This window comes from Streptomyces sp. NBC_00250 (assembly GCF_036192275.1).
In the GTDB taxonomy this organism is placed as follows: domain Bacteria; phylum Actinomycetota; class Actinomycetes; order Streptomycetales; family Streptomycetaceae; genus Streptomyces.
Window position 1 is genome coordinate 4,125,451 of the sequence record NZ_CP108088.1, and the last position, 22,427, is coordinate 4,147,877.

Annotated in this window: 23 protein-coding genes; 14 read left to right on the forward strand and 9 right to left on the reverse strand. The window is 73.0% G+C overall.

Translation table 11 applies throughout. The features are described 5' to 3' along the window. Positions 1–95: 95 nt before the first annotated feature. Positions 96–1,025 carry a DUF3027 domain-containing protein gene (locus tag OG259_RS18475; RefSeq protein ID WP_328943266.1) on the reverse strand — a complete coding sequence of 310 codons (930 nt, stop codon included), beginning with the start codon at positions 1,023–1,025 and terminating at the stop codon, positions 96–98. Positions 1,026–1,554: 529 nt separating this feature from the next. On the opposite strand from OG259_RS18475, the gene OG259_RS18480 reads away from it, so the two are divergent. From OG259_RS18480 to OG259_RS18495, 4 genes are all read left to right on the forward strand, one after another. Continuing rightward, positions 1,555–2,934, forward strand: coding sequence for an MFS transporter (locus tag OG259_RS18480; protein ID WP_328943267.1), 1,380 nt, complete (start codon positions 1,555–1,557; stop codon positions 2,932–2,934). Positions 2,935–3,041: 107 nt separating this feature from the next. Further along, positions 3,042–3,521 (forward strand): DUF2771 domain-containing protein, encoded by a 480-nt coding sequence (locus OG259_RS18485; protein WP_328943268.1) that lies wholly within the window; start codon positions 3,042–3,044, stop codon positions 3,519–3,521. A gap of 7 nt (positions 3,522–3,528) precedes the next feature. Further along, positions 3,529–4,326, forward strand: coding sequence for a futalosine hydrolase (locus OG259_RS18490; RefSeq protein WP_328943269.1), 798 nt, complete (start codon positions 3,529–3,531; stop codon positions 4,324–4,326). Next, a complete protein-coding gene (locus OG259_RS18495) occupies positions 4,323–5,177 on the forward strand; it encodes a 1,4-dihydroxy-6-naphthoate synthase (protein ID WP_266894975.1) in 855 nt (284 codons plus the stop codon). Before OG259_RS18490 ends, OG259_RS18495 begins: the two co-directional genes overlap by 4 nt. 15 nt (positions 5,178–5,192) lie before the next feature. On the opposite strand, the gene OG259_RS18500 is transcribed toward OG259_RS18495, so the two are convergent. Then, positions 5,193–5,576, reverse strand: coding sequence for a cold-shock protein (locus OG259_RS18500; protein ID WP_030322122.1), 384 nt, complete (start codon positions 5,574–5,576; stop codon positions 5,193–5,195). Between the two features lie 140 nt (positions 5,577–5,716). Between OG259_RS18500 and OG259_RS18505 the strand changes: the two genes are divergently transcribed. Continuing rightward, positions 5,717–5,995 carry a hypothetical protein gene (locus tag OG259_RS18505; RefSeq protein ID WP_328943270.1) on the forward strand — a complete coding sequence of 93 codons (279 nt, stop codon included), beginning with the start codon at positions 5,717–5,719 and terminating at the stop codon, positions 5,993–5,995. Here OG259_RS18505 and OG259_RS18510 read toward each other — a convergent pair. Beyond that, positions 5,983–6,618 carry an HAD family hydrolase gene (locus OG259_RS18510; RefSeq protein WP_443051984.1) on the reverse strand — a complete coding sequence of 212 codons (636 nt, stop codon included), beginning with the start codon at positions 6,616–6,618 and terminating at the stop codon, positions 5,983–5,985. The genes OG259_RS18505 and OG259_RS18510 overlap by 13 nt on opposite strands. 107 nt (positions 6,619–6,725) lie before the next feature. Here OG259_RS18510 and OG259_RS18515 point away from each other — a divergent pair, with 107 nt between their 5' ends. The 3 genes from OG259_RS18515 to OG259_RS18525 are packed head-to-tail and all read left to right on the forward strand — an operon-like array spanning position 6,726 to position 9,645. Beyond that, entirely contained in the window at positions 6,726–7,730 is a 1,005-nt protein-coding gene (locus OG259_RS18515) for a FecCD family ABC transporter permease (RefSeq protein ID WP_328943272.1), read from the forward strand. After that, positions 7,727–8,818 carry a FecCD family ABC transporter permease gene (locus tag OG259_RS18520; RefSeq protein WP_328943273.1) on the forward strand — a complete coding sequence of 364 codons (1,092 nt, stop codon included), beginning with the start codon at positions 7,727–7,729 and terminating at the stop codon, positions 8,816–8,818. The genes OG259_RS18515 and OG259_RS18520 overlap by 4 nt, the downstream gene beginning before the upstream one ends. Continuing rightward, positions 8,815–9,645: an ABC transporter ATP-binding protein gene (locus OG259_RS18525; protein WP_328943274.1), complete on the forward strand. Its 831-nt coding sequence runs from the start codon at positions 8,815–8,817 to the stop codon at positions 9,643–9,645. The genes OG259_RS18520 and OG259_RS18525 overlap by 4 nt, the downstream gene beginning before the upstream one ends. 132 nt (positions 9,646–9,777) lie before the next feature. Here the strand turns inward: OG259_RS18525 and OG259_RS18530 are convergent, their stop codons facing one another. Beyond that, on the reverse strand, positions 9,778–10,836 hold the full coding sequence (locus OG259_RS18530; protein ID WP_328943275.1) for a hypothetical protein: 1,059 nt from the start codon (positions 10,834–10,836) through the stop codon (positions 9,778–9,780). Between the two features lie 72 nt (positions 10,837–10,908). Between OG259_RS18530 and OG259_RS18535 the strand changes: the two genes are divergently transcribed. Beyond that, on the forward strand, positions 10,909–13,431 hold the full coding sequence (locus OG259_RS18535) for a helicase C-terminal domain-containing protein (RefSeq protein WP_328943276.1): 2,523 nt from the start codon (positions 10,909–10,911) through the stop codon (positions 13,429–13,431). Positions 13,432–13,600: 169 nt separating this feature from the next. Beyond that, positions 13,601–15,241 carry a DNA repair helicase XPB gene (locus OG259_RS18540; RefSeq protein WP_328943277.1) on the forward strand — a complete coding sequence of 547 codons (1,641 nt, stop codon included), beginning with the start codon at positions 13,601–13,603 and terminating at the stop codon, positions 15,239–15,241. A 47-nt stretch (positions 15,242–15,288) separates the two neighbouring features. Here OG259_RS18540 and OG259_RS18545 read toward each other — a convergent pair whose 3' ends face one another. Next, positions 15,289–15,597 (reverse strand): hypothetical protein, encoded by a 309-nt coding sequence (locus OG259_RS18545; RefSeq protein WP_328943278.1) that lies wholly within the window; start codon positions 15,595–15,597, stop codon positions 15,289–15,291. A 49-nt stretch (positions 15,598–15,646) separates the two neighbouring features. Then, positions 15,647–15,835, reverse strand: a complete 189-nt coding sequence (locus OG259_RS18550) for a hypothetical protein (protein WP_328943279.1) — start codon at positions 15,833–15,835, stop codon at positions 15,647–15,649. 268 nt (positions 15,836–16,103) lie between these two features. On the opposite strand from OG259_RS18550, the gene OG259_RS18555 reads away from it, so the two are divergent. The 3 genes from OG259_RS18555 to OG259_RS18565 all read left to right on the forward strand — a co-directional run bounded on the left by OG259_RS18555 (position 16,104) and on the right by OG259_RS18565 (position 19,207). Beyond that, the gene (locus tag OG259_RS18555; RefSeq protein ID WP_328947118.1) at positions 16,104–18,131 is read left to right on the forward strand and encodes a HelD family protein; all 2,028 of its coding nucleotides are present in this window, start codon (positions 16,104–16,106) and stop codon (positions 18,129–18,131) included. Further along, positions 18,128–18,547, forward strand: coding sequence for a VOC family protein (locus OG259_RS18560; RefSeq protein WP_328943280.1), 420 nt, complete (start codon positions 18,128–18,130; stop codon positions 18,545–18,547). Before OG259_RS18555 ends, OG259_RS18560 begins: the two co-directional genes overlap by 4 nt. 87 nt (positions 18,548–18,634) lie before the next feature. Then, a complete protein-coding gene (locus OG259_RS18565; protein WP_328943281.1) occupies positions 18,635–19,207 on the forward strand; it encodes a dihydrofolate reductase family protein in 573 nt (190 codons plus the stop codon). Here OG259_RS18565 and OG259_RS18570 read toward each other — a convergent pair. The 3 genes from OG259_RS18570 to OG259_RS18580 all read right to left on the reverse strand — a co-directional run bounded on the left by OG259_RS18570 (position 19,204) and on the right by OG259_RS18580 (position 21,919). Continuing rightward, positions 19,204–20,118, reverse strand: a complete 915-nt coding sequence (locus OG259_RS18570) for an aminoglycoside phosphotransferase family protein (RefSeq protein ID WP_328943282.1) — start codon at positions 20,116–20,118, stop codon at positions 19,204–19,206. The two genes, OG259_RS18565 and OG259_RS18570, sit on opposite strands and share 4 nt — an antisense overlap. A 69-nt stretch (positions 20,119–20,187) precedes the next feature. Beyond that, positions 20,188–20,877, reverse strand: coding sequence for a copper homeostasis protein CutC (locus tag OG259_RS18575; RefSeq protein WP_328943283.1), 690 nt, complete (start codon positions 20,875–20,877; stop codon positions 20,188–20,190). A gap of 52 nt (positions 20,878–20,929) precedes the next feature. Next, a complete protein-coding gene (locus tag OG259_RS18580) occupies positions 20,930–21,919 on the reverse strand; it encodes a hypothetical protein (RefSeq protein WP_328943284.1) in 990 nt (329 codons plus the stop codon). A gap of 189 nt (positions 21,920–22,108) precedes the next feature. Here OG259_RS18580 and OG259_RS18585 point away from each other — a divergent pair, with 189 nt between their 5' ends. Beyond that, the gene (locus tag OG259_RS18585; protein ID WP_116159589.1) at positions 22,109–22,390 is read left to right on the forward strand and encodes a heavy-metal-associated domain-containing protein; all 282 of its coding nucleotides are present in this window, start codon (positions 22,109–22,111) and stop codon (positions 22,388–22,390) included. The last annotated feature ends 37 nt before the right edge of the window (positions 22,391–22,427 follow it).

Below are 22,427 nucleotides of genomic sequence, written 5' to 3' on the forward strand. Positions count from 1 at the left end.
ATGAGGCAAAGGGCGGACCCCCCAGGTCCGCCCTTCCGTACGCCCCGCCCTTCCGTACGCCCCGAACGTGGCATACGAGCGCGGCGTGGAATCGACTACGAGTGACCCAGGTCTTCCGACATGGCGTCCGGTTCCGTCGTCGAGCCGGAGTCCTTGGCCGGGCGGAGGGGGAAGGCGTCCGCGCCCATCGAGTCCAGGACCGGCGGCGCCGGCCGCGGCGGCTTCGGCATGATCGCCGCCTCCGAGTGCCCGCCGCAGCCGTACGCGAGGGAGACGACCCGGCCGTCGGCGGGGGCGAACTCGTTGGCGCAGATGCCGAAGGTCTGCTTCAGGGAGCCGGCGAGCGGCACCAGGAAGGCGCAGGATTCGCAGGTGGCCGGCGCGGCCTGGGCCATCGGCGTCCGTGCGCCGAAGGACTCCTCCCAGCGGTCCGCGGCCATGTGGAGGCCGTACCGGGAGAGGACCCGGGCCCGGCGCATGCCGAGCTCTTCGGCGACCGCGGCGATCGCACCCCGTGAGGGGGTGCGGGTGACGATCTCGGCGTCCTCGACGTCGAGGTGGTCCGCCAGTTCCTCCGACACCACGGAGTTCGGCGGCGGTGCGTCCTCGCCCGAGTAGCCGGGCTCCAGGCGCAGGTCGTCCTGCTCGGTCGGCAGCAGGTCGCCGGGGCCCATGTCGCCGGGGCGCAGCCGCTCGCTCCACGGCACCCACTCGGGGGCGAGGAGGGCGTCGGAGCCGGGGAGCAGGACGGTTTCGTCGAGGGTGATGTTCTTGGCGCGGGAGGCCCGGGTGACCGTCACCGCCCAGCGCCAGCCCCGGTAGCCGGGTTCCTTGGACTCGAAGTAGTGGGTGACCACGCGGTCACCCTCGGCGACCACCTCGACGTGTGCGCCGACGATCCCGGGGGCGGCCGCCTCCTCGGCGGCCTCCCGCGCGAGGTCTACGGCCTCGGCGCACAGGCGGTCGGGGATACGCGTGGCTCGCGGGGTACGCGGGGTACCGCTTCGCGTCGTCGCAGCACTCACAGGTCTCGCTTCTCTCCTACGCCGTCTCACGGGTGCGCCGGCCGAGGGGCGGGAGCGAAGCCACGGGCGGCGGGCGGAGCGGACCTGTGGGCCGCATCGACGTCCGCGCACCCGACTTGTCTCGCGTGTCTCGGGCACACCTATCGCCATCCATTCTGCGGGATGCCGAAGAGGCGCGCGGCCGAGAGCTTCCGCCGGTGACGCGCTACGCACGCTACCCCGTTCGCGGGCCTCAGCCCACATGCCCGCCCCAAGTGGCCCGGATCGCGGACGCCCGGGGCGGTCCGGAAGGCGGTCCGGAGGCAGTTCCGAAGGCGGTCCGGAAGGCGATCCCAGGACCGGCCGGAGGGAGTTCGCCGAGGCTTGTCCCGGCGTTTGTCCCGATGTTTGTCCCGGTGTTTGTCTCGACGTTCGGCCGCGCCGGTCCGCGGCGGTCCACCTCGATCCGCCTCGGTCCGCCTCGGTCCGATGGAGCCTTGTACCGCCGCGCCACGGTTCGTCCGGCGCGCTGGTGGGGCACTATGACGGAGTGGCAGCCGCACGGTCCCCCGCACGATCCGAAGATCATGCCGGACCGCTCCGCAGAGCGGGCCGGAAGGTCGGCCGCGCCCTGCACCTGCCGTTCACGGGCACGGCGAAGGGCATCCGCAAGGCCACGCACGCGCACGGCGCGGGCGAGTCGGGGCTCGGGAAACTGATCGAGCTGCACGCCGTGAACGGTGCCGGGGACGTCATGATCACCGTCGCCCTCGCCTCCACCGTGTTCTTCTCCGTGCCGACCGACGAGGCCCGCGGGCGCGTCGCCCTCTACCTCGCCGTCACCATGGCGCCCTTCACCCTCCTCGCTCCGGTGATCGGCCCGCTCCTCGACCGCATCCCGCACGGGCGGCGGGCCGCGATGGCCGGCGCGATGCTGACCCGGGCGGTCCTCGCGATCATGATGTCGGCGGCGGTCGTCACCGGCGGCGTCGAGCTGTACCCGGCGGCGCTCGGGGTCCTGGTGGCCTCGAAGGCGTACGGGGTGGTGCGCAGTGCGGTCGTGCCGCGGCTCCTGCCACCGAACTTCTCGCTCGTGAAGGCGAACTCGCGGGTCACCCTGGCCGGGCTGCTCGCGACGGGCATCGCCGCGCCCATCGGGGCGGGGCTGCAGGTGCTGGGGCCCCGGTATCCGCTGTACGGGGCGTGCGCGCTGTTCCTGCTGGGGGCGTTCTGGGCGCTGCGGATGCCGCCCAAGGTGGACTCGGCGAAGGGTGAGCGGCGGGCGCACCTGCTGACGCACGGCGAGCGGAAGCCGAGTCTGCGGACGGTGGGGCCCTCGGTCCTGCACGGGCTCGAGGCGAACGCGGCGCAGCGGATGCTGTCGGGTTTCCTGATCTTCTTCCTGGCGTTCCTGCTGCGCGAGCACCCGCTGTCGGGGCAGAGTGCCGCCGTGTCGCTGGGGATCGTGGGCGTCGCGGCGGGCGTGGGCAACGCGTGCGGTACGGCGATGGGCTCGCTGCTGCGGGACCGGGGGCACGGGCCCGAGGTGATCATCGCCACCATGATCAGCGTGGTCTGCGCCACGGCGATCTGTACGGCGATCTTCTTCAGCGGGGCGATGGTGGCCGTCCTGGGCGCGGTCGCGGGTCTCACCCAGGCCCTGTCGAAGCTGTCGCTGGACGCGTTGATCCAGCGGGACGTGCCGGAGGTCGTACGGACCTCGGCGTTCGCGCGTTCCGAGACGGCGCTGCAGATGGCGTGGGTGGTGGGCGGCGGGATCGGCATCGCCCTGCCCCTGAACGGGACCCTGGGCATGGCGGTGGCTGCCGGAATCCTGGCGACGGGGGCGCTCCTCTCCGTACGGGGGCTGCTCGCGGCGGCCCGGCAGCGGCCGGGGCCGAAGGGGCGTTCGAAGACGCGGGTGGCGTAGTCCTGGGCGGGGAGCGGGGACCGGGAAGGGCGCTCGTTCCGGTACCCGAGGGCGGCACGCCGTACCCCCGCGTGGCGCGGGCGCGGCGGCCCGATAGCCTTCGGCTCATGACCGTTGCGTTCTTCTCCGGCTCGCGCCGCCGGGCCGCCGTCGCCCTCGGGGCCGTCTCCGCCGGGCTCCTCGTACTCTCCGCCTGCGACAAGCCGACTCCGATCGCGACTGTCACGGTCGGGTCCGACTCGATCAACTCCGAGGCCGCCTGCTACAACGACGGCGACGCCATCAAGGAGTCGCAGATCCAGCAGTGCCTCAACAAGAAGGCCGAGAAGTCCATCACCGTGGCGATGGACGACAAGATCCGCTTCGGGGTCGACCCCGAGATCGCGGACAACGGCTGGACCATCTTCCTCGGCGGCCAGCAGGCCGAGCCCGAGCCGTACAAGAAGACGTACCGGACCATTCCGGCCAGCGCCTTCTTCTCCAGCCAGACCGGCGAGGCCACCGACAAGACCCAGGTGACCATCGTCGAGAACACCGGCAAGAAGCTGACCGGTGTCTGGCACTTCCAGCTGAAGAAGGAATCCTGATCCTCCGGTGGTCCACCGGATCCTGATCGTGACGGCCGTGGCGGCGGAGGCGGACTCCGTCTCCGCCGGCCTCGGCCTCGGCGGCCCCGAGCTGCTCCCGCTGCCGGGGGGTCTCGTCCTGCGCCGCCACACGGACGCACCCGGCGACCGTGTCCGGATCGACGTGCTCGTCGGTGGGGTCGGACCCGCCGCCGTCGCCGCCTCGACCGGGACCGCGCTGGCGTACGCCTCGCTTCTCGGCAGCGAGAACCCCCCTACCGAGAACCCCCGTACCGAGAACCCCGGCGGGAGCCCCTACGGCCTCGTCGTCTCCGCCGGGATCGCCGGCGGGTTCCGGCCGCTCGCGCCCCTCGGATCCGTCGTCGTCTCCTCGGCCGTCGTCGCCGCCGACCTCGGCGCGGAGACCCCCGACGGGTACCTCGCCGTCGACGAGCTCGGCTTCGGGCGGTCCGTCCACCCCGTGCCCGAGGCCCTGACCGGCCGTGTCGCCGCCGCCCTGGACGCCGGTGGCCGGCCGTGCACCGTCGCGCCGGTGCTCACCGTCTCCACCGTCACCGGCACCGCCGGCCGCGCCGCCGAGCTGGCCGGGCGCCATCCCGGGGCCGCCGCCGAGGCGATGGAGGGCTTCGGGGTCGCCGAGGCCGCCGCCGCGTACGGCGTGCCCGTCGTCGAGATCCGGGCCGTGTCGAACGCCGTCGGCCCCCGCGACCGCGCCGCCTGGCGCATCGGCGAGGCCCTGGACGCCCTCCGGCACGCCTTCGAGCTGCTCAGCAAGACCGTCTTCGTGGAGCTGGAGCCGTCGTGACCAAGCTGAAGATCGCCTACTCGCCCTGCCCGAACGACACGTTCGTCTTCGACGCCTGGGCCCACGGCCGCGTCCCCGGCGCCCCGCGCCTCGACGTGACCTTCGCCGACATCGACGTCACCAACGGCTGGGCCGAGAGCGGCACCGACACCCACGACGTCCTGAAGGTGTCGTACGCCGTGCTGCCGTGGATCCTCGACGAGTACGCGCTGCTGCCCTGCGGCGGCGCCCTCGGCCGGGGCTGTGGCCCGCTCGTCCTCACCCGGGACACCGCGACCGGCGCCGACCTCGCCGGGAAGACCGTCGCCGTGCCGAGCGAGCGCTCGACCGCGTATCTGCTGTTCCGCCTCTGGGCGGCCGAGAAGGTGCCGGGCGGGGTCGGGAACGTCGTCGTGATGCCGTTCCACGAGATCATGCCCGCCGTGCGCGACGGCAAGGTCGACGCGGGGCTCGTCATCCACGAGGCCCGCTTCACGTACCAGAACTACGGTCTGCACTGCCTCGCCGACATGGGCGAGCACTGGGAGTCCACGACCGGTCTGCCGATCCCCCTCGGTGCGATCGTCGCCCGCCGCTCCCTGGGCGCCGAGACCCTGCGGCGGCTCGCCGACGCGGCCCGTACGTCCGTGCGGATGGCCTGGGACGACCCGGTGGCCTCCCGCCCGTACGTCCTGGAGCACGCGCAGGAGATGGACCCGAAGGTCGCCGACCAGCACATCGGTCTCTACGTCAACGAGTTCACGGCCGACCTCGGCGAGCACGGTTACGCGGCGGTCCGCGGGCTGCTCACCCGAGCCGCGGCCGAGGGACTCGTACCGCCCCTCGGCCCGGACTCGCTCGCCTTCCCGTAGCCGGGGCCGCCCGACTCAGACGTCCAGCTGGTCCGCGACCGCGCGCAGCAGGCCCGCGATCTTGGCGCCCTGCGTCTTGTCGGGGTAGCGGCCGCGCTCCAGCATCGGCGTGATGTTCTCCAGGAGCGTCGTCAGGTCCTGCACGATGGACGCCAGTTCGTCGGGCTTACGGCGCTGTGCCGCGGCGACGGACGGGGTCGGGTCGAGGATCGTGACGGACAGAGCCTGGTCGCCGCGCTGGCCTGCGACGACCCCGAACTCGACCCGTTGTCCCGGCTTCAACGCGTCGACTCCGGCAGGGAGCACCGACGAGTGGACGAAGACGTCGCCGCCGTCGTCGCGGGAGAGAAAGCCGAAGCCCTTCTCGCTGTTGAACCATTTGACCTTGCCGGTAGGCACGTCTGTCCTCGTCCTCGTCCTCGTCGATGGGGATGGCAAACAGCGGGCCGACCGGCCCGCCGGCACCAGGCTAATGGTCCGGAGGCCGGTGGCAAGACGTCGCCGATGTGTTCCTTCGGCCTGGGAACTACCCTGGCGGGATGCGTAGTGAAACCCCCGCCGCACCGGCGAACGACAGCGCTCCGGGTGACGGCCTCGTCAAGGTCGGTGTCATCCTCTTCGCCATCGGCGCGGTGGCGACGCTGGTCACCGTGGCTCCGCTGTTCCTCGGCACGGACCCGTTTCCCACGGTCGCGTACACCGTCTCCATGTTGATGGGGGTCGGATTCCTCGTCGCCGGCGCCGGTGTGCTGCGCGCGATCGCGGCCCAGCGGCGGCAGGCGCGCAGCGTTCCGGCCGCACCGGTTCAGGCCAGGTAGCCCTCCCACCAGGTTCGGAAGTCCGTCAGGTCGGCCAGGACGACGTCCGCGCCCGCCTCCTGCAGCTCCTCGGGGGCGCAGGGGCCGGTGGCGACGGCCACCGAGAGGGCGCCGGCCGTGGCGGCGCCGCGGACGTCGCCGACGTGGTCACCGACGTACACCTGGGCGCCGTGGGCGCGCAGGGCCTCCGCCTTCCCTTCGGCCCACAGGCCGCCGACGACCGCGTCCGGCTCGATGCCGAGGTGCGCGAGGTGCAGCTCGGCGTGCGGGCCGTTCTTCGCGGTGACGACGATGGTGCGGCCGCCCGCCTCGCGGACGGCGGCGATCGCGTCCCGGGCGCCCGGCATCGGCGGCGAGGACTCGATGGCGTACGCCGGGTAGAGCGCCCGGTAGCGGGCCACCATCTCCGTCACCTGCTCCGCGGGGACCCAGTACGCCATCTCCTGCTCCAGCGGCGGGCCGAGGCGGCTGACGACGAGATCCGCGTCGACGGGGACGCCGGACTCGGCGGAGAAGGCCTCCCAGGCGGCCTTGATGCCGGGGCGGGAGTCGATCAGCGTCAGGTCGAGGTCGAAACCGACGGTCGGCGCGGGCGTGGTGGCAGAGGTCGTCATAGGAGCCATTCTGAGGGACCTCCGGCCCAGGTGTTCGAATATGGCTGCTGCTTACACTGAGCCAAGCCTTACCAAACCCCGTACGCCCCACACCCCGCACCACCCGATGGGTCCTGATGCCAGCCGCTTTCCGTTCCAGACGGGTCCTCGCGACCTCGGCGGCGCTCGTCGCCCTGCTCCTCGCCGTGCTCCTCAGCCTCGCCGTCGGCGCCCGCGCCATCGCCCCGTCCACGGTCCTCGACGCCCTGCTGCACGGTGGTACGAGTCCCGACGCCGAGGTCGTACGGCAGCTCCGCGTCCCCCGCACCCTCATCGGGCTGATGGTCGGCGCGGCGCTCGCGCTCGCCGGGACCGCCCTCCAGGGCATCACCCGCAACCCGATCGCCGACCCCGGCATCCTCGGCATCAGCCAGGGCTCCTCGGTCGGCGTCGTCCTCGCCATCGCCTTCTTCGGGGTGCACACGCTCACCGGATACGTGTGGTTCGCGTTCGCCGGCGCCGCGCTCGCCGCGGTCGCCGTCCACGCCATCGCCTCCGGCGGGCGCGGCGGGGCGACGCCCGTGAAGCTGGCGCTCGGCGGGGCGGCGATCAACGCGCTGCTGCTCTCCGTCACCACCGGCATCCTCACCACCAAGGCCTCGGCGCTCGACGAGTTCCGGTTCTGGCAGATCGGCTCCCTCGACGGGCGCGACGCCCAGATCGTCGGCCAGATCTGGCCCTTCCTGCTGCTCGGCACGGTCCTCGTCGTCTCCGTGGCGCGCGGGCTCGACGCGCTCGCGCTCGGCGAGGACGTCGCCAAGGGCCTCGGGCAGCGGGTCGCGACCGTGCGGATCGTCGGCGGTATCGGCGCGACCGTCCTCACCGGCGCTGCCGTGGCCGCCGCCGGGCCCGTCGCCTTCGTCGGCCTCGCCGTCCCGCACATCGCGCGGGCCGTCGTCGGCTCCGACCACCGGTGGGTGCTGCCGATGGCCGCCGTCATCGGTCCGGTGATGCTGCTGGTGGCGGACGTCGCCGGACGGATCGTGTTCCCGCCGGGCGAGGTCCCGGCCGGGGTGATGACGGCGCTGATCGGGGTGCCGTTCCTGGTCACGCTCGTCCGCCGGAAGGCGGTGGCGGCATGACCACCTCTCTCGACGGGCGCCCCGTGAAGTCCGCGGGCGTCCGGCCCGCCGGGTACGGACTCGTGCGCGCCGGAAGCGCCTCCTTCCTGGTCCACCGGCGGTCCGCCGCCGTCACCGTGGGCCTGCTGGTGCTCCTGGCGGCGTCCTCCGTCGCCTACCTCTGCGTCGGTGAGAGGTTCGTCGACCCGTCCGAGGTCGTACGGATCCTCCTCGGGCACGCGTCGCCCTCGACGTTCGTCGTGGAGGAGCTGCGGGAGCCCCGGCTCGTCGTCGCCCTCGCCGTCGGCGCCGCGTTCGGCGTCGCGGGCGCCCTGATCCAGACCGTGGCCCGCAACCCGCTGGCCAGCCCCGACATCATCGGCATCAGCCAGGGCGCCGGGGCGGTCACCGTCGCCGCGATGACCTTCGGGCTGAGCTCGTACACCGTGCTGCCGTACCTCTCGATCGCCGGCGGTGTCGTCGCCGCGGCGCTCGTGTACGTGTTCGCGTGGCGCGGCGGGCTGCACGCGACCCGGTTCGTCCTCATCGGCATCGGGTTCGCGATCGCCCTGCGGTCGCTCACCACCCTCTTCATGACCAAGGGCGACTTCCTCGTCGCCCAGCAGGCCCAGATCTGGATGACCGGCTCGCTCAACGGGCGCGGCTGGGACGAGTCCGCGCCGATCCGCTGGACGCTGCTGCTCATGCTGCCGGCCGTGCTGTGGGCGGCCCGCGCCCAGCGGACCGTGTCCCTCGACGACGACACGGCGACGGCACTCGGCGTACGGCTCGGGCGGGTCCGGCTGGGGCTCGTCGCGGTGGGTGTCGTGCTCGCGTCCGTGGCGACGGGGGTTGCCGGCCCGGTCGACTTCGTGGCGCTGCTCGCGCCGCAGATCGCCCGCCGGATGACCCGTACCGCGCAGATCCCGCTGCTCGCCTCGGCGCTGACCGGCGCCGCGGTGGTCGTGCTCGCCGACCTGCTCGGCCGGCGGCTCCTGTCGCCGATCGAGCTTCCGGTGGGCGTCCTCACGGCGGCCGTCGGAGCCCCGTACCTGATCTGGCTCATCGTCCGGAGCCGTACCGCAGCATCCGCAGGAGGCAAGGCGTGAGCAGGCTGACCGCGCGCGAGCTGACGCTCGCCTACGAGGACCGCACCGTCGTCCACGAGCTGGACCTGGCGATCCCCGACGGCAAGGTGACCGTGATCGTCGGCCCCAACGCCTGCGGCAAATCCACCACCCTGCGGGCGCTCGGCCGGCTCCTCAAGCCGGCGGGCGGCGCGGTCCTCCTCGACGGGGAGGAGCTGGCGAAGCTCCCCACGAAGCGGATCGCCCGGTCGATCGGACTGCTTCCGCAGACCCCCGTCGCGCCGGAGGCGATCACCGTCGCCGACCTCGTCTCGCGGGGCCGTCAGCCCCACCAGGCCTGGTGGAAGCAGTGGTCGGAGGAGGACGAGCGGGCCGTCGTCGAGGCCATGGACCGCACGGACGTCGCCGCGCTCGCCGACCGCTCCGTCGACGAGCTGTCGGGCGGGCAGCGGCAGCGGGTGTGGATCGCGATGGCCCTCGCCCAGGAGACGGACCTGCTGCTCCTCGACGAGCCCACCACCTACCTGGACATCTCCCACCAGGTGGAGGTCCTCGACCTGGTCCGCCGCCTCAACCGGCTGCGCGGCCGCACGGTCGTCCTCGTCCTCCACGACCTGAACCAGGCGGCCCGGTACGCCGACCACCTGATCGCGATGAAGGCGGGCCGGGTGGTGGCGGAGGGCCCGCCGGGCGAGATCGTGACGGAGGAGCTCGTACGGGACGTCTTCGGGCTGGCGTCGGTCGTGGTCCCGGACCCGGTGACGGGGTCGCCGCTGGTGGTGCCGGGGGCGCCGTGGCACGCGGACGACACGGAGACCGCGGTGGACGCGGAGATCTCCGCGGGGTGAGCTGAGGCCCCCCGGAGTCTTCCGGGGGTGAGCTGAGCCCCGGCCCCCACCCGGAGATCTCCGGATGGGGTGAGCTGGGCCCCGCCTCCCACCCGGGGATTTCCGGGGGGGGGTGAGCTGGGCCCCGCCCCGTCAGCGCCTCCGGGCGCGCCAGAGCAGGAACAGGGCCGAGGCGACGGCCGCGCCTCTCAGGACCCACGGCCAGGTCTCCGAGATCGCCGCGCCCATCGCCTCGCCGCCCGCCGTCACCGGGGCGCCCCAGCGGCCCTCCACCCGGCCCCACAGCCAGGCGATGCCCGACGCGGCGGCGAGGCCCGGGATCACCAGGACCGCGCCCTTCACCTCGCCGGGGGTCAGGCGGCGCGAGGCGTACGCGATGAGCCAGCCCGCGGCCAGGGCGACGAGCGAGCCGAAGATCGCGCCGCCGAGCAGGAGGAGGGCGGCGAGCAGGACGAACGGGTTCGCGAGGCGGAGACGGGAGACGGGGGCCGCCTCGGGCTCGGCCTCGATCTCCGGTTGCGCTTCGGGGGCCCGGGGCTTGCGGCGCAGGAGGATACGGGCGAGGCGTCGGCGCTTCCCCGGCGCGAGCTCGTCGCCTTCGGCCTCGTCCTCGTCCTCCTCGTCGGGGACGGGCTCCGTGAAGAGGTCCGGGCGTTCGACCCCGCCGACGAAACCCGGCAGGTCCGCGGCGGCGTCGACCCGCCACCAGTCGGCGTCTCCGCCGGAACCGTCGGTGAGGCCGGCCTCACCGCTGCCACCGGCGTCCGGGGCGTCGGCGGAGCGGGTGGTGTCCGTCTTCGGCGCCGCGGCCGGCGCCGCTCCGTCGCGGGACCGGCGGCTCCCCGGTACCCACCCGATGCGCTTCCCCGCCCGGTCCGCCTTGCGCGGCTTCGGCACCGGCTTCGGCGCGGACGCCGCTGTCGCTGCCTCTGTCGGTGTCGGTGTCGGTGTGGACGCCGCGCCCGGGCCCTCCGCGCGTTCCACCACCTCGTCCGGGGTGCCCAGCGCGCCGAGGATGCCCCGTACCGCCGCCGGGCTCTCCTCGCCGTGCGTGGCGCGGCGGCGGTCGATCTCGTTGCGGAGGGTGGACACCAGCCGCATCCGGTCGCTCGCCGGCAGTTGTCGCTGCTGGGCCAGATCGCCGACCCGGCTCAGATAGTCGTAGACCAACTGGTCGCTCTCGATCCCCACGGTGCCCCTCCACGGCCGGTTCGCCCGGTACGGCCCGACGTTAGCGCCTGCGCAGCGGCTAACGTGGTCCGGATGGGGATCGGTGAGCTCGACCGGGAGGCGCACGTGCCCGAGGTAACTGGCGCCGCCGCGGCGCCCCGCACACTCGCGGAGGCGCTGCGCGCACGGGGCGACGAGGGGCTCGCCGCGCTGCTGCGGGCACGGCCCGACCTGGTGAGTCCCGTGCCGAACGATCTGACGCAGCTGGCGACGCGCGCCGGGACGCGGGGTTCGGTGGTGCGGGCCCTGGAGCGGCTCGACCGGTTCGCCCTCCAGACGGCCGAAGCGCTGGCGGTGGCTCCGGACCCGGCCCCGTACCCCGTGCTCCTGGAGCTGCTCACCGGCGACGAGGGTGATGCGGAGATCGAGGCGGCGCTGCCGGGTGCGGTGGCGCTGCTGCGCGAGCAGGCGCTGGTGTGGGGCGATGACGAGCGGCTGAGGCTCGTACGGACGGCGCGGGAGCTGCTGGCCCCGTCGGCGCAGCATCCGTCGCCGACGGGGCTCGGGCCGACGGTGGCCGAGGCGACGTCGGGGATGTCGCCGGGCCGGGTGCAGGAGATCATCGCGGCCGCCGGGCTGCCGGGGACGCATGATCCGGTGTCGGCGGTGGCGGTGCTGACGGAGCTTTTCACGGACCGGGACCGGATGGGTTCGCTGCTCGACACGGCGTCGCCGGACGCGCTGTCCGTCCTGGACCGGCTGGTGTGGGGTCCGCCGTACGGCGAGGTGACGGCGAAGCCGGCGGCTCCGGTGCAGTGGCTGCGCGACCGGGGGCTGCTGCTGCCGGTGTCGCCGCGGACGATGGTGCTGCCGCGTGAGGTGGCGCTGCACCTGCGGGGCGGGCGGGCGCACCGGGCGCCGGAGCCGCTGGCGCCGGAGCCGCTGGTGCAGCGCGAGTACCGCCCACAGGTTGTGGACAGTGCGGCGGCGGGGCAGGCACAGCTGGCGCTCGCGACGGTCGAGGAGCTGCTGAAGTCCTGGGACCGCGGCGGTCCGCAGGTTCTGCGGGCGGGCGGTCTGTCCGTGCGGGACCTCAAGCGGACGGCCGCGGTGCTCGACGTCTCGGAGGAGACGACGGCGTTCTGGCTGGAGCTCTGTTACGGGGCGGGGCTGCTCGCGTCGGACGGTGAGGCGGACGAGCGGTACGCGCCGACGCCGGCGTACGACGACTGGCTCGATCTGCCGCCGGCGGAGCGCTGGGCGCTGCTCGTCACGCCGTGGCTGTCGGCGACCCGTACGTCGGGTCTGGTCGGCGGCCAGGACACGAAGGGCCGGACGCTGTCGGTGCTCGGCCCGGATCTGGACCGGTCGCCCGCGCCGGAGGTCCGGCACCGGGTGCTCGGGCTGCTCGCGACGCTGCCGCCGGGGTCGGCGGCGGAGCCGGAGTCGCTGTTCGCGCGGCTGCGGTGGGAGCGTCCGCTGAGGGGAGCGGCGTCCTCGGAGGAGCGCGGCGACCTGCGGTCGCGCCTGGCCCGCTGGACGCTCGCGGAGGCGGAACTCCTCGGGCTGACCGGTCGGGGCGCCCTGTCGGGGCCGGCACGGGCCCTGCTCAACCTCCCGCTGGCGGAGGCCGCGTCCGCCGGAGAGCTGGGCGGGGGCGTCGAACTGTCGGTGGCGGCGGGAAGGGCGGCGACGCTGCTCGCCCCGCTCCTGCCGGAGGCCGTCGACCACGTCCTCCTCCAGGCGGACCTGACGGTGGTCGCGCCGGGGCCGCTGCGGCGCCCGCTGGCGGATGCCCTCGCGGTCCTCGCGGACGTGGAATCGAAGGGTGGGGCGACGGTCTACCGGTTCACGCCCGGGTCCGTACGGCGCGCGCTCGACTCCGGGCAGACCGCCACCGACCTGCACGAATTCCTCAAGGCGCACTCCCGGACGCCGGTCCCGCAGCCGCTCGCGTACCTCATCGACGACGTGGCGCGACGGCACGGCCATCTGCGGGTCGGGGCGGCGTCCGCGTACGTGCGCTGCGACGACGACACGGTCCTCGGCGAGATCCTGGCGGACCGGCGCTCCTCGTCCCTCGGCCTCCGAAGGCTCGCGCCGACGGTGCTCGCGGCGCAGACGGACCCGGCGTCGCTGCTCGACGGGCTGCGGTCGATGGGGTACGCGCCGGCGGCCGAGTCGACGACGGGCGACGTCCTGATCACCCGCGCGGACGCGTACCGCACGCCCGCGCGTACGGCCCCGGTGCCGGTACCGGACGGCCCGCCGGCCCCGGACACGACGCTGCTCGGCGCGGCGGTCAAGGCGATCCGGGCGGGCGACCGGGCGGCGACGGCGGTACGCAAGGAGCCGGCCGCCCCGACGGCGGCGGGCGCCCTCCCGCGCACGTCGGCGGCGGAGACCCTGGCGACGGTCCAGGCCGCGGCGATGACCGGCTCGGCGGTCTGGATCGGCTACGTCAACGCGGAGGGTGCGGCGAGCCAGCGGGTGATCGCCCCGGTCAGGGTGGAGGGCGGCTTCGTGACGGGCTACGACCACACGGCCGACGAGGTCCGCACGTACCCCCTGCACCGCATCACGGGCGTGGCGGAACTGGCGGACGACCAGGTGTAGCGGGGCCGTCAGGACCGGCTCAGGTCGCCTGGAGGTGTCGTCGGCGTCGGGACCTTCTTGAAGCCCGGACCCAGCCCCGTCCGGGCCGAGTCCCCTCGGGCAGCGGCTTCAGGCACACTGGAGGATTGGCCGTTACGGGAACGGCACGGTGTCGGAAGGACCTGATCACGTGAACGGACCTCTTATCGTCCAGAGTGACAAGACGCTGCTCCTGGAGGTCGACCACGAACTCGCCGACGCCTGTCGGCGGGCCATCGCGCCGTTCGCCGAGCTGGAGCGGGCGCCCGAGCACATCCACACGTACCGGCTGACGCCCCTCGGCCTGTGGAACGCGCGGGCCGCCGGGCACGACGCCGAGCAGGTCGTCGACGCGCTCGTCGAGTACTCGCGCTATCCCGTCCCGCACGCGCTGCTCGTCGACATCGCCGAGACCATGGCCCGCTACGGGCGCCTCACGCTGTCCAAGCATCCGACGCACGGGCTCGTGCTCACCAGCACCGACCGGCCCGTCCTTGAGGAGATCCTGCGGTCGCGGAAGGTGCAGCCGCTCGTCGGGGAGCGGATCGACGCCGACACCGTCGTCGTTCATCCCTCGGAGCGCGGGCAGATCAAGCAGACGCTGCTGAAGCTGGGGTGGCCCGCCGAGGACCTCGCCGGTTACGTCGACGGCGAGGCCCACCGGATCGACCTCGCCGAGGACGGCTGGTCCCTGCGGCCCTACCAGAAGCAGGCCGTCGAGGGCTTCTGGCACGGTGGGTCCGGGGTCGTCGTACTGCCCTGTGGTGCCGGAAAGACGCTGGTCGGGGCCGGTGCGATGGCTCAGGCCAAGGCGACCACGCTGATCCTCGTGACCAACACCGTGTCCGCCCGCCAGTGGAAGCACGAGCTGGTGAAGCGGACCTCGCTCACCGAGGACGAGATCGGCGAGTACAGCGGTACGAAGAAGGAGATCCGGCCGGTCACCATCGCCACGTACCAGGTGCTCACCACCAAGCGGAAGGGCATCTATCCGCACCTTGAGCTGTTCGACTCCCGGGACTGGGGACTCATCGTCTACGACGAGGTGCACCTGCTGCCCGCGCCCGTCTTCAAGTTCACCGCCGACCTGCAGGCCCGGCGGCGGCTCGGGCTCACCGCCACCCTCGTGCGGGAGGACGGACGCGAGTCCGACGTCTTCTCGCTCATCGGGCCCAAGCGGTTCGACGCGCCCTGGAAGGAGATCGAGGCGCAGGGCTACATCGCGCCCGCCGACTGCGTCGAGGTCCGCGTGAACCTGACCGACTCCGAGCGGCTCGCCTACGCCACCGCCGAGGCCGAGGAGAAGTACCGCTTCTGCGCCACGACCGCGACGAAGCGGAAGGTCACCGAGGCGCTGGTGAAGAAGTTCGAGGGGCAGCAGATCCTCGTCATCGGGCAGTACATCGACCAGCTCGACGAACTCGGCGAGCACCTCGACGCCCCCGTCATCAAGGGCGAGACCTCGAACGCCCAGCGCGAGAAGCTCTTCGACGCCTTCCGTACCGGCGAGATCAGCGTGCTCGTCGTGTCGAAGGTCGCGAACTTCTCCATCGACCTGCCCGAGGCGACCGTCGCCATCCAGGTGTCCGGCACCTTCGGGTCGCGCCAGGAGGAGGCTCAGCGCCTCGGCCGGGTGCTCCGGCCGAAGGCCGACGGCCACCAGGCCCACTTCTACTCGGTGGTCGCCCGCGACACCATCGACCAGGACTTCGCCGCCCACCGGCAGCGGTTCCTCGCCGAGCAGGGGTACGCCTACCGGATCGTCGACGCCGATGAGCTGCTCGCGCCGTAGAGCGGTCTCCCAGGAGGTGTCCTGTCGGCCTGATCCGCAGGACACCCCTAGCCGATCAGCACCACCACGGGGGCCATGACCGCCAGAGAGTATTCGGCGATCACCAGGCCCTTGCGGGGGGCGATCAGGGCGGCCACGCCCGCGAGGGCTCCCAGACCCAGGGACCAGAAGGCCGTGGTGAAGTATCCCGCGGAGACGTCTTCTCCCTCGATGGCGCCGATGAGCACCACCACGACGGTGGCCACGAAGCACGCCGCCAGGAGGAGGAGACCGAAGCCGGCGATGACGCGCCGGGAGCGGGGACTCGGGGCGTAGGGGTCGATGGGACCGGTGGAGTCGGTGGGCGTCGTCGTCATGGGGCGATCACATCAGGGATCGGCCCCGTGGCGGCAGGCGTTCTCGTACTCAGTCGGGGCCGGGGGCGTACTCAGGTCGCGGGTTCCTGACGCCCGCCTCCGGTGGGCCGTAGTCGCCCAGGAGGGCGACGCCGGCCGCCGCGCCGCCGAAGGCGCGCATCGCGCGCAAGGCGGTGTCGAGGGGGCGGACCCGGGGGCGGGTCACGGTGGTCACGAGGGTGAAGGTCGTCGCGGTCATGTCTCCATGATGGAATCCGGACATTCATGACACATCGCTCTGGGGGGTGAACCGGGGCGGCGGTCGTGTCCGACGTGAGACGGACCCCGTCCCCTACGGGGTGGAGATGGGGGAAAACGGTTCGCTCCCGGCCCTGCTCAGGAGTTACACTCGCCAGCTTCCCCGCCTCCCTTCGTGGAGAGCCGCCGCCCGGTCGGTAACCGGCGGCCACCTCGACGTGTCCGTGTATCCGCGCATTCGCCCCGGAGGCTCCGCCGTGTCCGTGTCCGTGCCCGTGTCCGACGATCCCCTCGCGCGCGAACGCGCCCATCTGACCTCGTCCCGCGCCGCACTGCGCGCGATGCGCGAGGACGTGGAGGCGCTCGACATCAAGGACGTCACCGCGAACTGGGTCAACGCGGTGGTGCTCGGGCGGCAGATCGAGGACCGCATCAAGGCGCTGGCCGACCTGTCCCACACGCCGCTGTTCTTCGGGCGGCTCGACTACCTGCACACCACGCAGGAAGGGCAGCGGTTCTACATCGGGCGGCGGCACGTCCACGACGCCGACGGCGACCCGATGGTGATCGACTGGCGTGCGCCGGTCTCGCAGCCGTACTACCAGGCCTCGAAGAAGGACCCGCAGGACGTCGGACTGCGCCGGCGCTTCGGCTACACGGGCGGCGAGCTCACCGCGTACGAGGACGAGCACCTCTCCGACCCCGAGGAGCTGGAGCAGACCAGCCGACTGCTCCAGGCGGAGATCGAACGGCCGCGTGTCGGTCCGATGCGGGACATCGTCGCGACGATCCAGCCCGAGCAGGACGGGATCGTCCGGTCGGATCTCTCCGGGACCGTGTGCGTCCAGGGAGGGCCCGGGACCGGTAAGACGGCCGTCGGTCTGCACCGTGTCGCCTATCTGCTGTACGCGCACCGGGAGCGGCTCGCCCGTACCGGGACGCTCGTCATCGGGCCGAACCGGTCCTTCCTCCACTACATCGAGCAAGTCCTTCCCGCGCTCGGCGAGTTGGAGGTGAAGCAGGCCACCGTCGACGATCTCGTCGGCGGCCGGGTCGAGGTGCGGGGCACGGACGAGGCCGCGACCGCCGTCGTCAAGGGTGACGCCCGGATGGCGGAGCTGCTGCGGCGCGCGGTGCGTTCGCACGCGGCGCTGCCGAAGGAGTCCCTGATGGTGGTGCGCGGCTCGCGCCGCTGGCGGGTGCCCGCGTACGAACTGGAGGAGATCGTCCAGGAGTTGATGGACCGTGACATCCGGTACGGGGCCGCCCGTGAGGCGCTGCCGCAGCGCATCGCGCACGCCGTCCTGGTCCGGATGGAGCAGGCGGGCGAGGCACCCGACGACCGGGTGCAGAACGCGGTCGCGCGGAACACGGCGGTGAAGGCCGTCGTGAAGGAGTGCTGGCCGCTGGTGGAGCCCGCGAAGCTGGTGCTCCGGCTGCTCGGCGACGCGGAGTTCCTCGCGGAGCACGCCGAGGGGCTGTTCACCGAGGACGAGCAGAAGCTGCTGCTGTGGGCGAAGCCCGCGCGGAGCGTGAAGACGGCGAAGTGGTCGGCGGCGGACGCGGTCCTCGTCGACGAGGCCCAGGACCTGGTGGAGCGGACGCACTCGCTCGGCCATGTCGTCCTCGACGAGGCGCAGGACCTGTCCCCGATGCAGTACCGGGCGGTGGGCCGGCGCTGCACGACCGGCTCGGCGACGATCCTCGGCGACCTGGCGCAGGGCACGACGCCGTGGGCGACGGCGAGCTGGGCGGAGGCCCTCGGGCATCTGGGGAAGCCGGAGGCGGTGGTGGAGGAGCTGACCGCCGGTTTCCGTGTGCCGCGTGAGGTCATCGCGTACGCCTCGCGGCTCCTGCCGCACATGTCGCCGGGGCTCGCGGCGGTGGAGTCGGTGCGTGAGAACCCCGGTTCGCTCGACGTACGCCACACGGACGCGCTCGACCAGGACGTCGTCGCGGCCTGTGTCGAGACGCTCGCCCACGAGGGTTCCATCGGCCTGATCGCCGCCGACGCGCGGATCGCGCCGCTGGCGGAGGCGCTGACGGCGGCCGGTCTCGCGTACCTCTCCCCCGGCGAGGAGACCACGGCCGAGTCCCGGCTGACCCTGGTCCCGGCCTCGCTCGCGAAGGGCCTGGAGTACGACTACGTCGTCCTGGACGAGCCGGCGGCGGTCGTCGACGGCGAGCCCGACGAGCGGACCGGCCTGCGACGGCTGTACGTGGCGCTGACCCGCGCCGTTTCCGGGCTGACGATTCTTCACTCGGCGCCCCTTCCCCACCAGTTGGAACCGGCGTGACCCGCCCCGGGGCCCTGCATCACGTCGAGGTGTGGGTGGGCGATCTCGCCGTCGCCGAGGCCAGCTTCGGCTGGCTCCTCGGCGCCCTCGGGTACGAGCCCTTCCAGCGCTGGGAGGGCGGCCGCAGTTGGGCGCTCGACTCCTGCTACCTCGTCGTCGAGCAGTCCCCGGCCCGCACGTCGGACCGGCACGACCGGCTCCGGCCGGGCCTGAACCACCTGGCCTTCCACGCCGGCGACCGGGCCGCCGTCGACGCCCTCGTCACCGAGGCGCCGGCGCACGGCTGGCGGCTGCTGTTCGCCGACCGGCATCCGTACGCGGGAGGCGAGGGCGTCTACGCGGCCTACCTGGAGAACGCCGACGGGTTCGAGGTGGAGCTCGTCGCCGCCACGCAGAAAGACACCGACGAGCGATGAGTTTCTTCGCGAGCCCCGGTCTATAGGTTGTAGTCGCTGCTGAGCACCGGTGCTGAGCGGCCGTCGAGAACCTCACGGGAGAACCCGATGCGCACCCTGATCAGCTCTGCCTTCGTCTCGCTCGACGGTGTCGTGGAGGCCCCCGGCGGCGAGCCCGGTTACCGGAACTCGGGCTGGACCTTCAAGGAGATGGACTTCGTCCCGGAGGCGTACGCGCTCAAGGGCCAGGAGCAGGAGGAGGCCGGCGCGATGCTCCTCGGCCGGGCGAGCTACGAGGCGTTCAGCGCCGTCTGGCCGGACATGGAGGACTTCGCCCGCTACAAGACGCTGCCGAAGTACGTGGTGTCCACGACCCTCACCGAGGACGACCTGGTGGACAACTGGGGCGAGATCACGATCCTGCGCTCGCTCGACGAGGTCGCCGCGCTGAAGGAGACCGAGGGCGGCCCGATCATCATGCACGGCAGCGCCTCGCTGAACCGGGCGCTGTCGGACGCCGGCCTGATCGACCGGTACCACCTGCTCGTCTTCCCGCTGCTGCTCGGGGCGGGCAAGCGGCTGTTCAGCGAGACGGACAAGGACACGCAGAAGCTGACGCTCGTCGAGCACGAGGCGTACTCCAACGGCATCCAGAAGAACGTGTTCGACGTCGTCCGCTAGGAGGTGACGGGCGCCGCGTACTCCGCCAGGGCCTCGGTGCGGGTGCGGTGGGCGATGGACGCGAGCACCGGGTTCGTCTCGCGGTAGTAGTGCTCGGTCACCAGGCCCCAGGCCAGGGCCCAGCCCCGGCCGCGCGCCCAGGTCGCGTCGTCGACGCGGGCCGCCTCGCGGAAGAGCGGGCGGGTGTCGGCGGTGAACAGGGTCCAGGCGGGCATCATGTCGCAGGCCGGGTCGCCCGCACCGACGCCGCCGAAGTCGATGACGGCGCTCAGCCTGCCCTCGCGGCCGAGCAGGTTGCCGGGCAGCAGGTCGCCGTGGATCCAGACGGGTGCGCCGTCCCACTGCGGGAGCCGCAGGACCGCCTCCCAGGAGGCGGTCGCGAGCTCGGCGTCGACGAGGCCTTCGGCGCCGAGGTCACGGATCGCGCGCGGCAGGTTGCCTTCCTCCCACGCGGTGACCGGGCCGCCCCGGGACGCGGCGGGTCCTTCGCTCGCGTCGAGGGAGCGCAGGGCGGCACCGAAGCGGCCCAACTCGGCGGCCGCGTGGGCGAGATCGGCCAGCGGGACGTTGTGCGTGTCGTCCCCGTCGAGCCAGCGGTAGACCGACCAGGGCAGCGGGAACTCCGCGCTCTCCCCTGCCCGCCCCACCGGGACGGGGACGTCCAGCGGCAGGTGCGGGCCGAGCAGGGGCAGCCAGCGCTGTTCCCTCTCGACCTGGCGGGCCGCGTACGGGACGCGGGGCAGCCGTACGACGAGGTCGTCGCCGAGGCGGAACATCGCGTTGTCCGTACCGGCCGAGGCCACGGCCCGTAGCGGAAGTCCCGCCCACTCGGGGAACTGTGCGGCGACGAGCCGCTCGACGAGCGCGGTGTCGATGTCGAGTTCGCCGGGTTGCATCGGGGTGGCTGCCATGCCGGGGAGGCTAGCGGGCATCCCTCGCCCCCGGCCAGGCGATTTTTCCCGTGAACCCCCGCCCGGCCGCTACGCGTCCAGCGCCTCGCGCCACGTCCGTACCGCGTCCGCCGAGACCGGGGCCGCCCAGCCCTGGGGGCGGGCGGCGCCGCCGATGTGGAAGGCGTCGAGGCCGGCCGCGCGCAGTCCGGGGAGGTGGTCGAGGCGGAGGCCGCCGCCGACGAGGATCTGGGCCTCGTAGCCGGGCTCGCCAGCGCGGGCGCTCTCGGCCTTGAGAGTGGCCAGGCCGTCGTCGACGCCGGTGGCGGCGCCGGCCGTCAGATAGGTGTCGAGGCCGGGCAGGTCGGCGAGCCGCTTGCGCAGTCCGTCGCGGTCGGCGGCGCGGTCGATCGCCCGGTGGAAGGTCCAGCGGGCGCCGTCGAGGACGGCGATGAGCCGCTCGACGGCCACCAGGTCGGGCTCGCCGTCGGGGGTGAGGAAGCCGAGGACGAACTCGTCGGCGCCCGCCGCGCGCAGTTCCAGGGCACGCCCGACCAGTGAGTCGACGTCACCGGCCGCGAAGCCGTCGGTGAGGCGGAGCATCACGCGCAGCGGGATGTCGACGGCGGCGCGGATGGCGGCGAAACCGGCCAGGGACGGGGTGAGTCCGTCCGCCGCCATGTCGGTGACGAGTTCGAGCCGGTCGGCTCCACCGGTCTGGGCAGCGACCGCGTCTTCCTCGTCGAGGGCGATCACCTCAAGGACTGCACGGTTGCTCATCGAGCCGATTCCTCCATGAATGCGTCTCTACAGGTCTAGTCCAATGGCCAGCCTATCCGTGCGCGTGCTCTCCCGCATCGTGCGTGGCCTCATCGGCTGCGGGAACGGGTGCCTTGCCGCCACCCGTGGTGACCGTGAAGGCCGCCGTCCGCACCTTGCCCTCGTGCTGGAAGTCGAGGAACAGACGGTACGTGCCCGCGCTGGGCGCCGTCGCCGTGAAGGAGACGTCCGGACCGGGGCCGCCCTCGTTCGGGTGCACGTGGAGGTAGGCGAGGTCGCCGTCGCGCAGGGCGACGAGGTGTCCGTACGCCCCGAGGTAGGGCTCCAGGTCGGTGACGGGCTTCCCCGCCTTGGTGACGGTGAGCCGGAGCTCGCCGGCCTTGCCGGGGTCCAGGGTGCCGCCGAGGCGGACCTGGTAGCCGTCGACGGTGGACGTCGGGGCGACGGCGGGCAGCGGCTTCGGCGCGTACGCCCCCGGTACGGAGAGGTCGACGCCGAGCGTGATGCCCTTGGCGCCGGGCGCGGCGGGCTTGAAGTCGGCGAAGGCCTTGTAGCCGCCCGCGGCGGGCAGGTCGGCGGCCACCGACCAGGTGCCGTCGGCCGCCTTCACGGGGTGCAGGTGGCGGAAGGTGTTGAGGTCGCGCGAGGCGACGATGAAGTGCAGTTCCTTGCCGTGCTCGGTGGTGAACGCGGTGACCTTCTTGCCGGCCTCGTCCTTGATCGAGAACTTCAGGGTGCTCCTGCCCGCGGCGGGGACGGGGGTCTCCATGGCCAGGGTGTAGCCGCCCTCGGAGACCTGGAGGCCGCCGGGGGTGTCGGCGGCGGGGGCGGCCGCCGTGCCGTCGGCGGCACCTTCCTCGTGTCCGGCGTGCCCGTCCGCCGCCGCGCTCTTCGAGGGGGTGGACGACGCGGCCGCGTGCTCCCCGTGCGCGGCCTTCGCCGGCTCCTCGACGGGGCCGACGCCCTTGCCCACCCCGTACGCGGCCCCGAAGGTCGCGGCGAGCGCGGCGGCATAGGCAGTGATCTTCACTCCGGTGTTCATGGCTGCTCTCCCGTACGTGGGTGGTGGCGGCCGGCGGTGGCCGTTCGATGCACTTCACCATACCCCTGGGGGGTATCAAGTCAAGTCGGGGATCTGCTTGCGTCGGATACCACAGGGGGGTATACATGGAACCAGAAGCCGATACCCCCCGAGGGTATCCACTGAACCGGATTCGACCGAGGAGAAGCCATGGGCTCCTGCTGCACCCCCGACAACAGCTGCTCGACCACGGAGGCCACCGCCGTCGCGGTCGCCGACAGCACCGTCACGGTCTACGCCGTCTCCGGCATGACCTGCGGCCACTGCAAGTCCGCGATCACCAAGTCCGTCAGCGCGCTCGACGGCGTCATCTCGGTGGACGTCGACGTCGCCGGCGGTCTGGTGACCGTGACCACGGGCGGCGAGCCCGACGACGCGGCGATCACCGCGGCGGTCGACGACGCGGGCTACGAGCTCACCGGCCGCGCCTGACCTACAGCCCGCTCAGGGCCTTCCCTCGGCCGCCGGG

Excerpts from the sequence above, each read along its gene's own strand:
- OG259_RS18570 (WP_328943282.1), bottom strand. The coding sequence starts at position 20,118 with ATGGCAGCCACCCCGATGCAACCCGGCGAACTCGACATCGACACCGCG.
- OG259_RS18515 (WP_328943272.1), top strand. The coding sequence starts at position 6,726 with ATGCCAGCCGCTTTCCGTTCCAGACGGGTCCTCGCGACCTCGGCGGCG.
- OG259_RS18545 (WP_328943278.1), bottom strand. The coding sequence starts at position 15,597 with ATGACGACGACGCCCACCGACTCCACCGGTCCCATCGACCCCTACGCC.
- OG259_RS18585 (WP_116159589.1), top strand. The coding sequence starts at position 22,109 with ATGGGCTCCTGCTGCACCCCCGACAACAGCTGCTCGACCACGGAGGCC.
- OG259_RS18505 (WP_328943270.1), top strand. The coding sequence starts at position 5,717 with ATGCGTAGTGAAACCCCCGCCGCACCGGCGAACGACAGCGCTCCGGGT.
- OG259_RS18535 (WP_328943276.1), top strand. The coding sequence starts at position 10,909 with ATGGGGATCGGTGAGCTCGACCGGGAGGCGCACGTGCCCGAGGTAACT.
- OG259_RS18520 (WP_328943273.1), top strand. The coding sequence starts at position 7,727 with ATGACCACCTCTCTCGACGGGCGCCCCGTGAAGTCCGCGGGCGTCCGG.
- OG259_RS18550 (WP_328943279.1), bottom strand. The coding sequence starts at position 15,835 with ATGACCGCGACGACCTTCACCCTCGTGACCACCGTGACCCGCCCCCGG.
- OG259_RS18485 (WP_328943268.1), top strand. The coding sequence starts at position 3,042 with ATGACCGTTGCGTTCTTCTCCGGCTCGCGCCGCCGGGCCGCCGTCGCC.
- OG259_RS18580 (WP_328943284.1), bottom strand. The coding sequence starts at position 21,919 with ATGAACACCGGAGTGAAGATCACTGCCTATGCCGCCGCGCTCGCCGCG.
- OG259_RS18510 (WP_443051984.1), bottom strand. The coding sequence starts at position 6,618 with ATGGCTCCTATGACGACCTCTGCCACCACGCCCGCGCCGACCGTCGGT.
- OG259_RS18575 (WP_328943283.1), bottom strand. The coding sequence starts at position 20,877 with ATGAGCAACCGTGCAGTCCTTGAGGTGATCGCCCTCGACGAGGAAGAC.
- OG259_RS18565 (WP_328943281.1), top strand. The coding sequence starts at position 18,635 with ATGCGCACCCTGATCAGCTCTGCCTTCGTCTCGCTCGACGGTGTCGTG.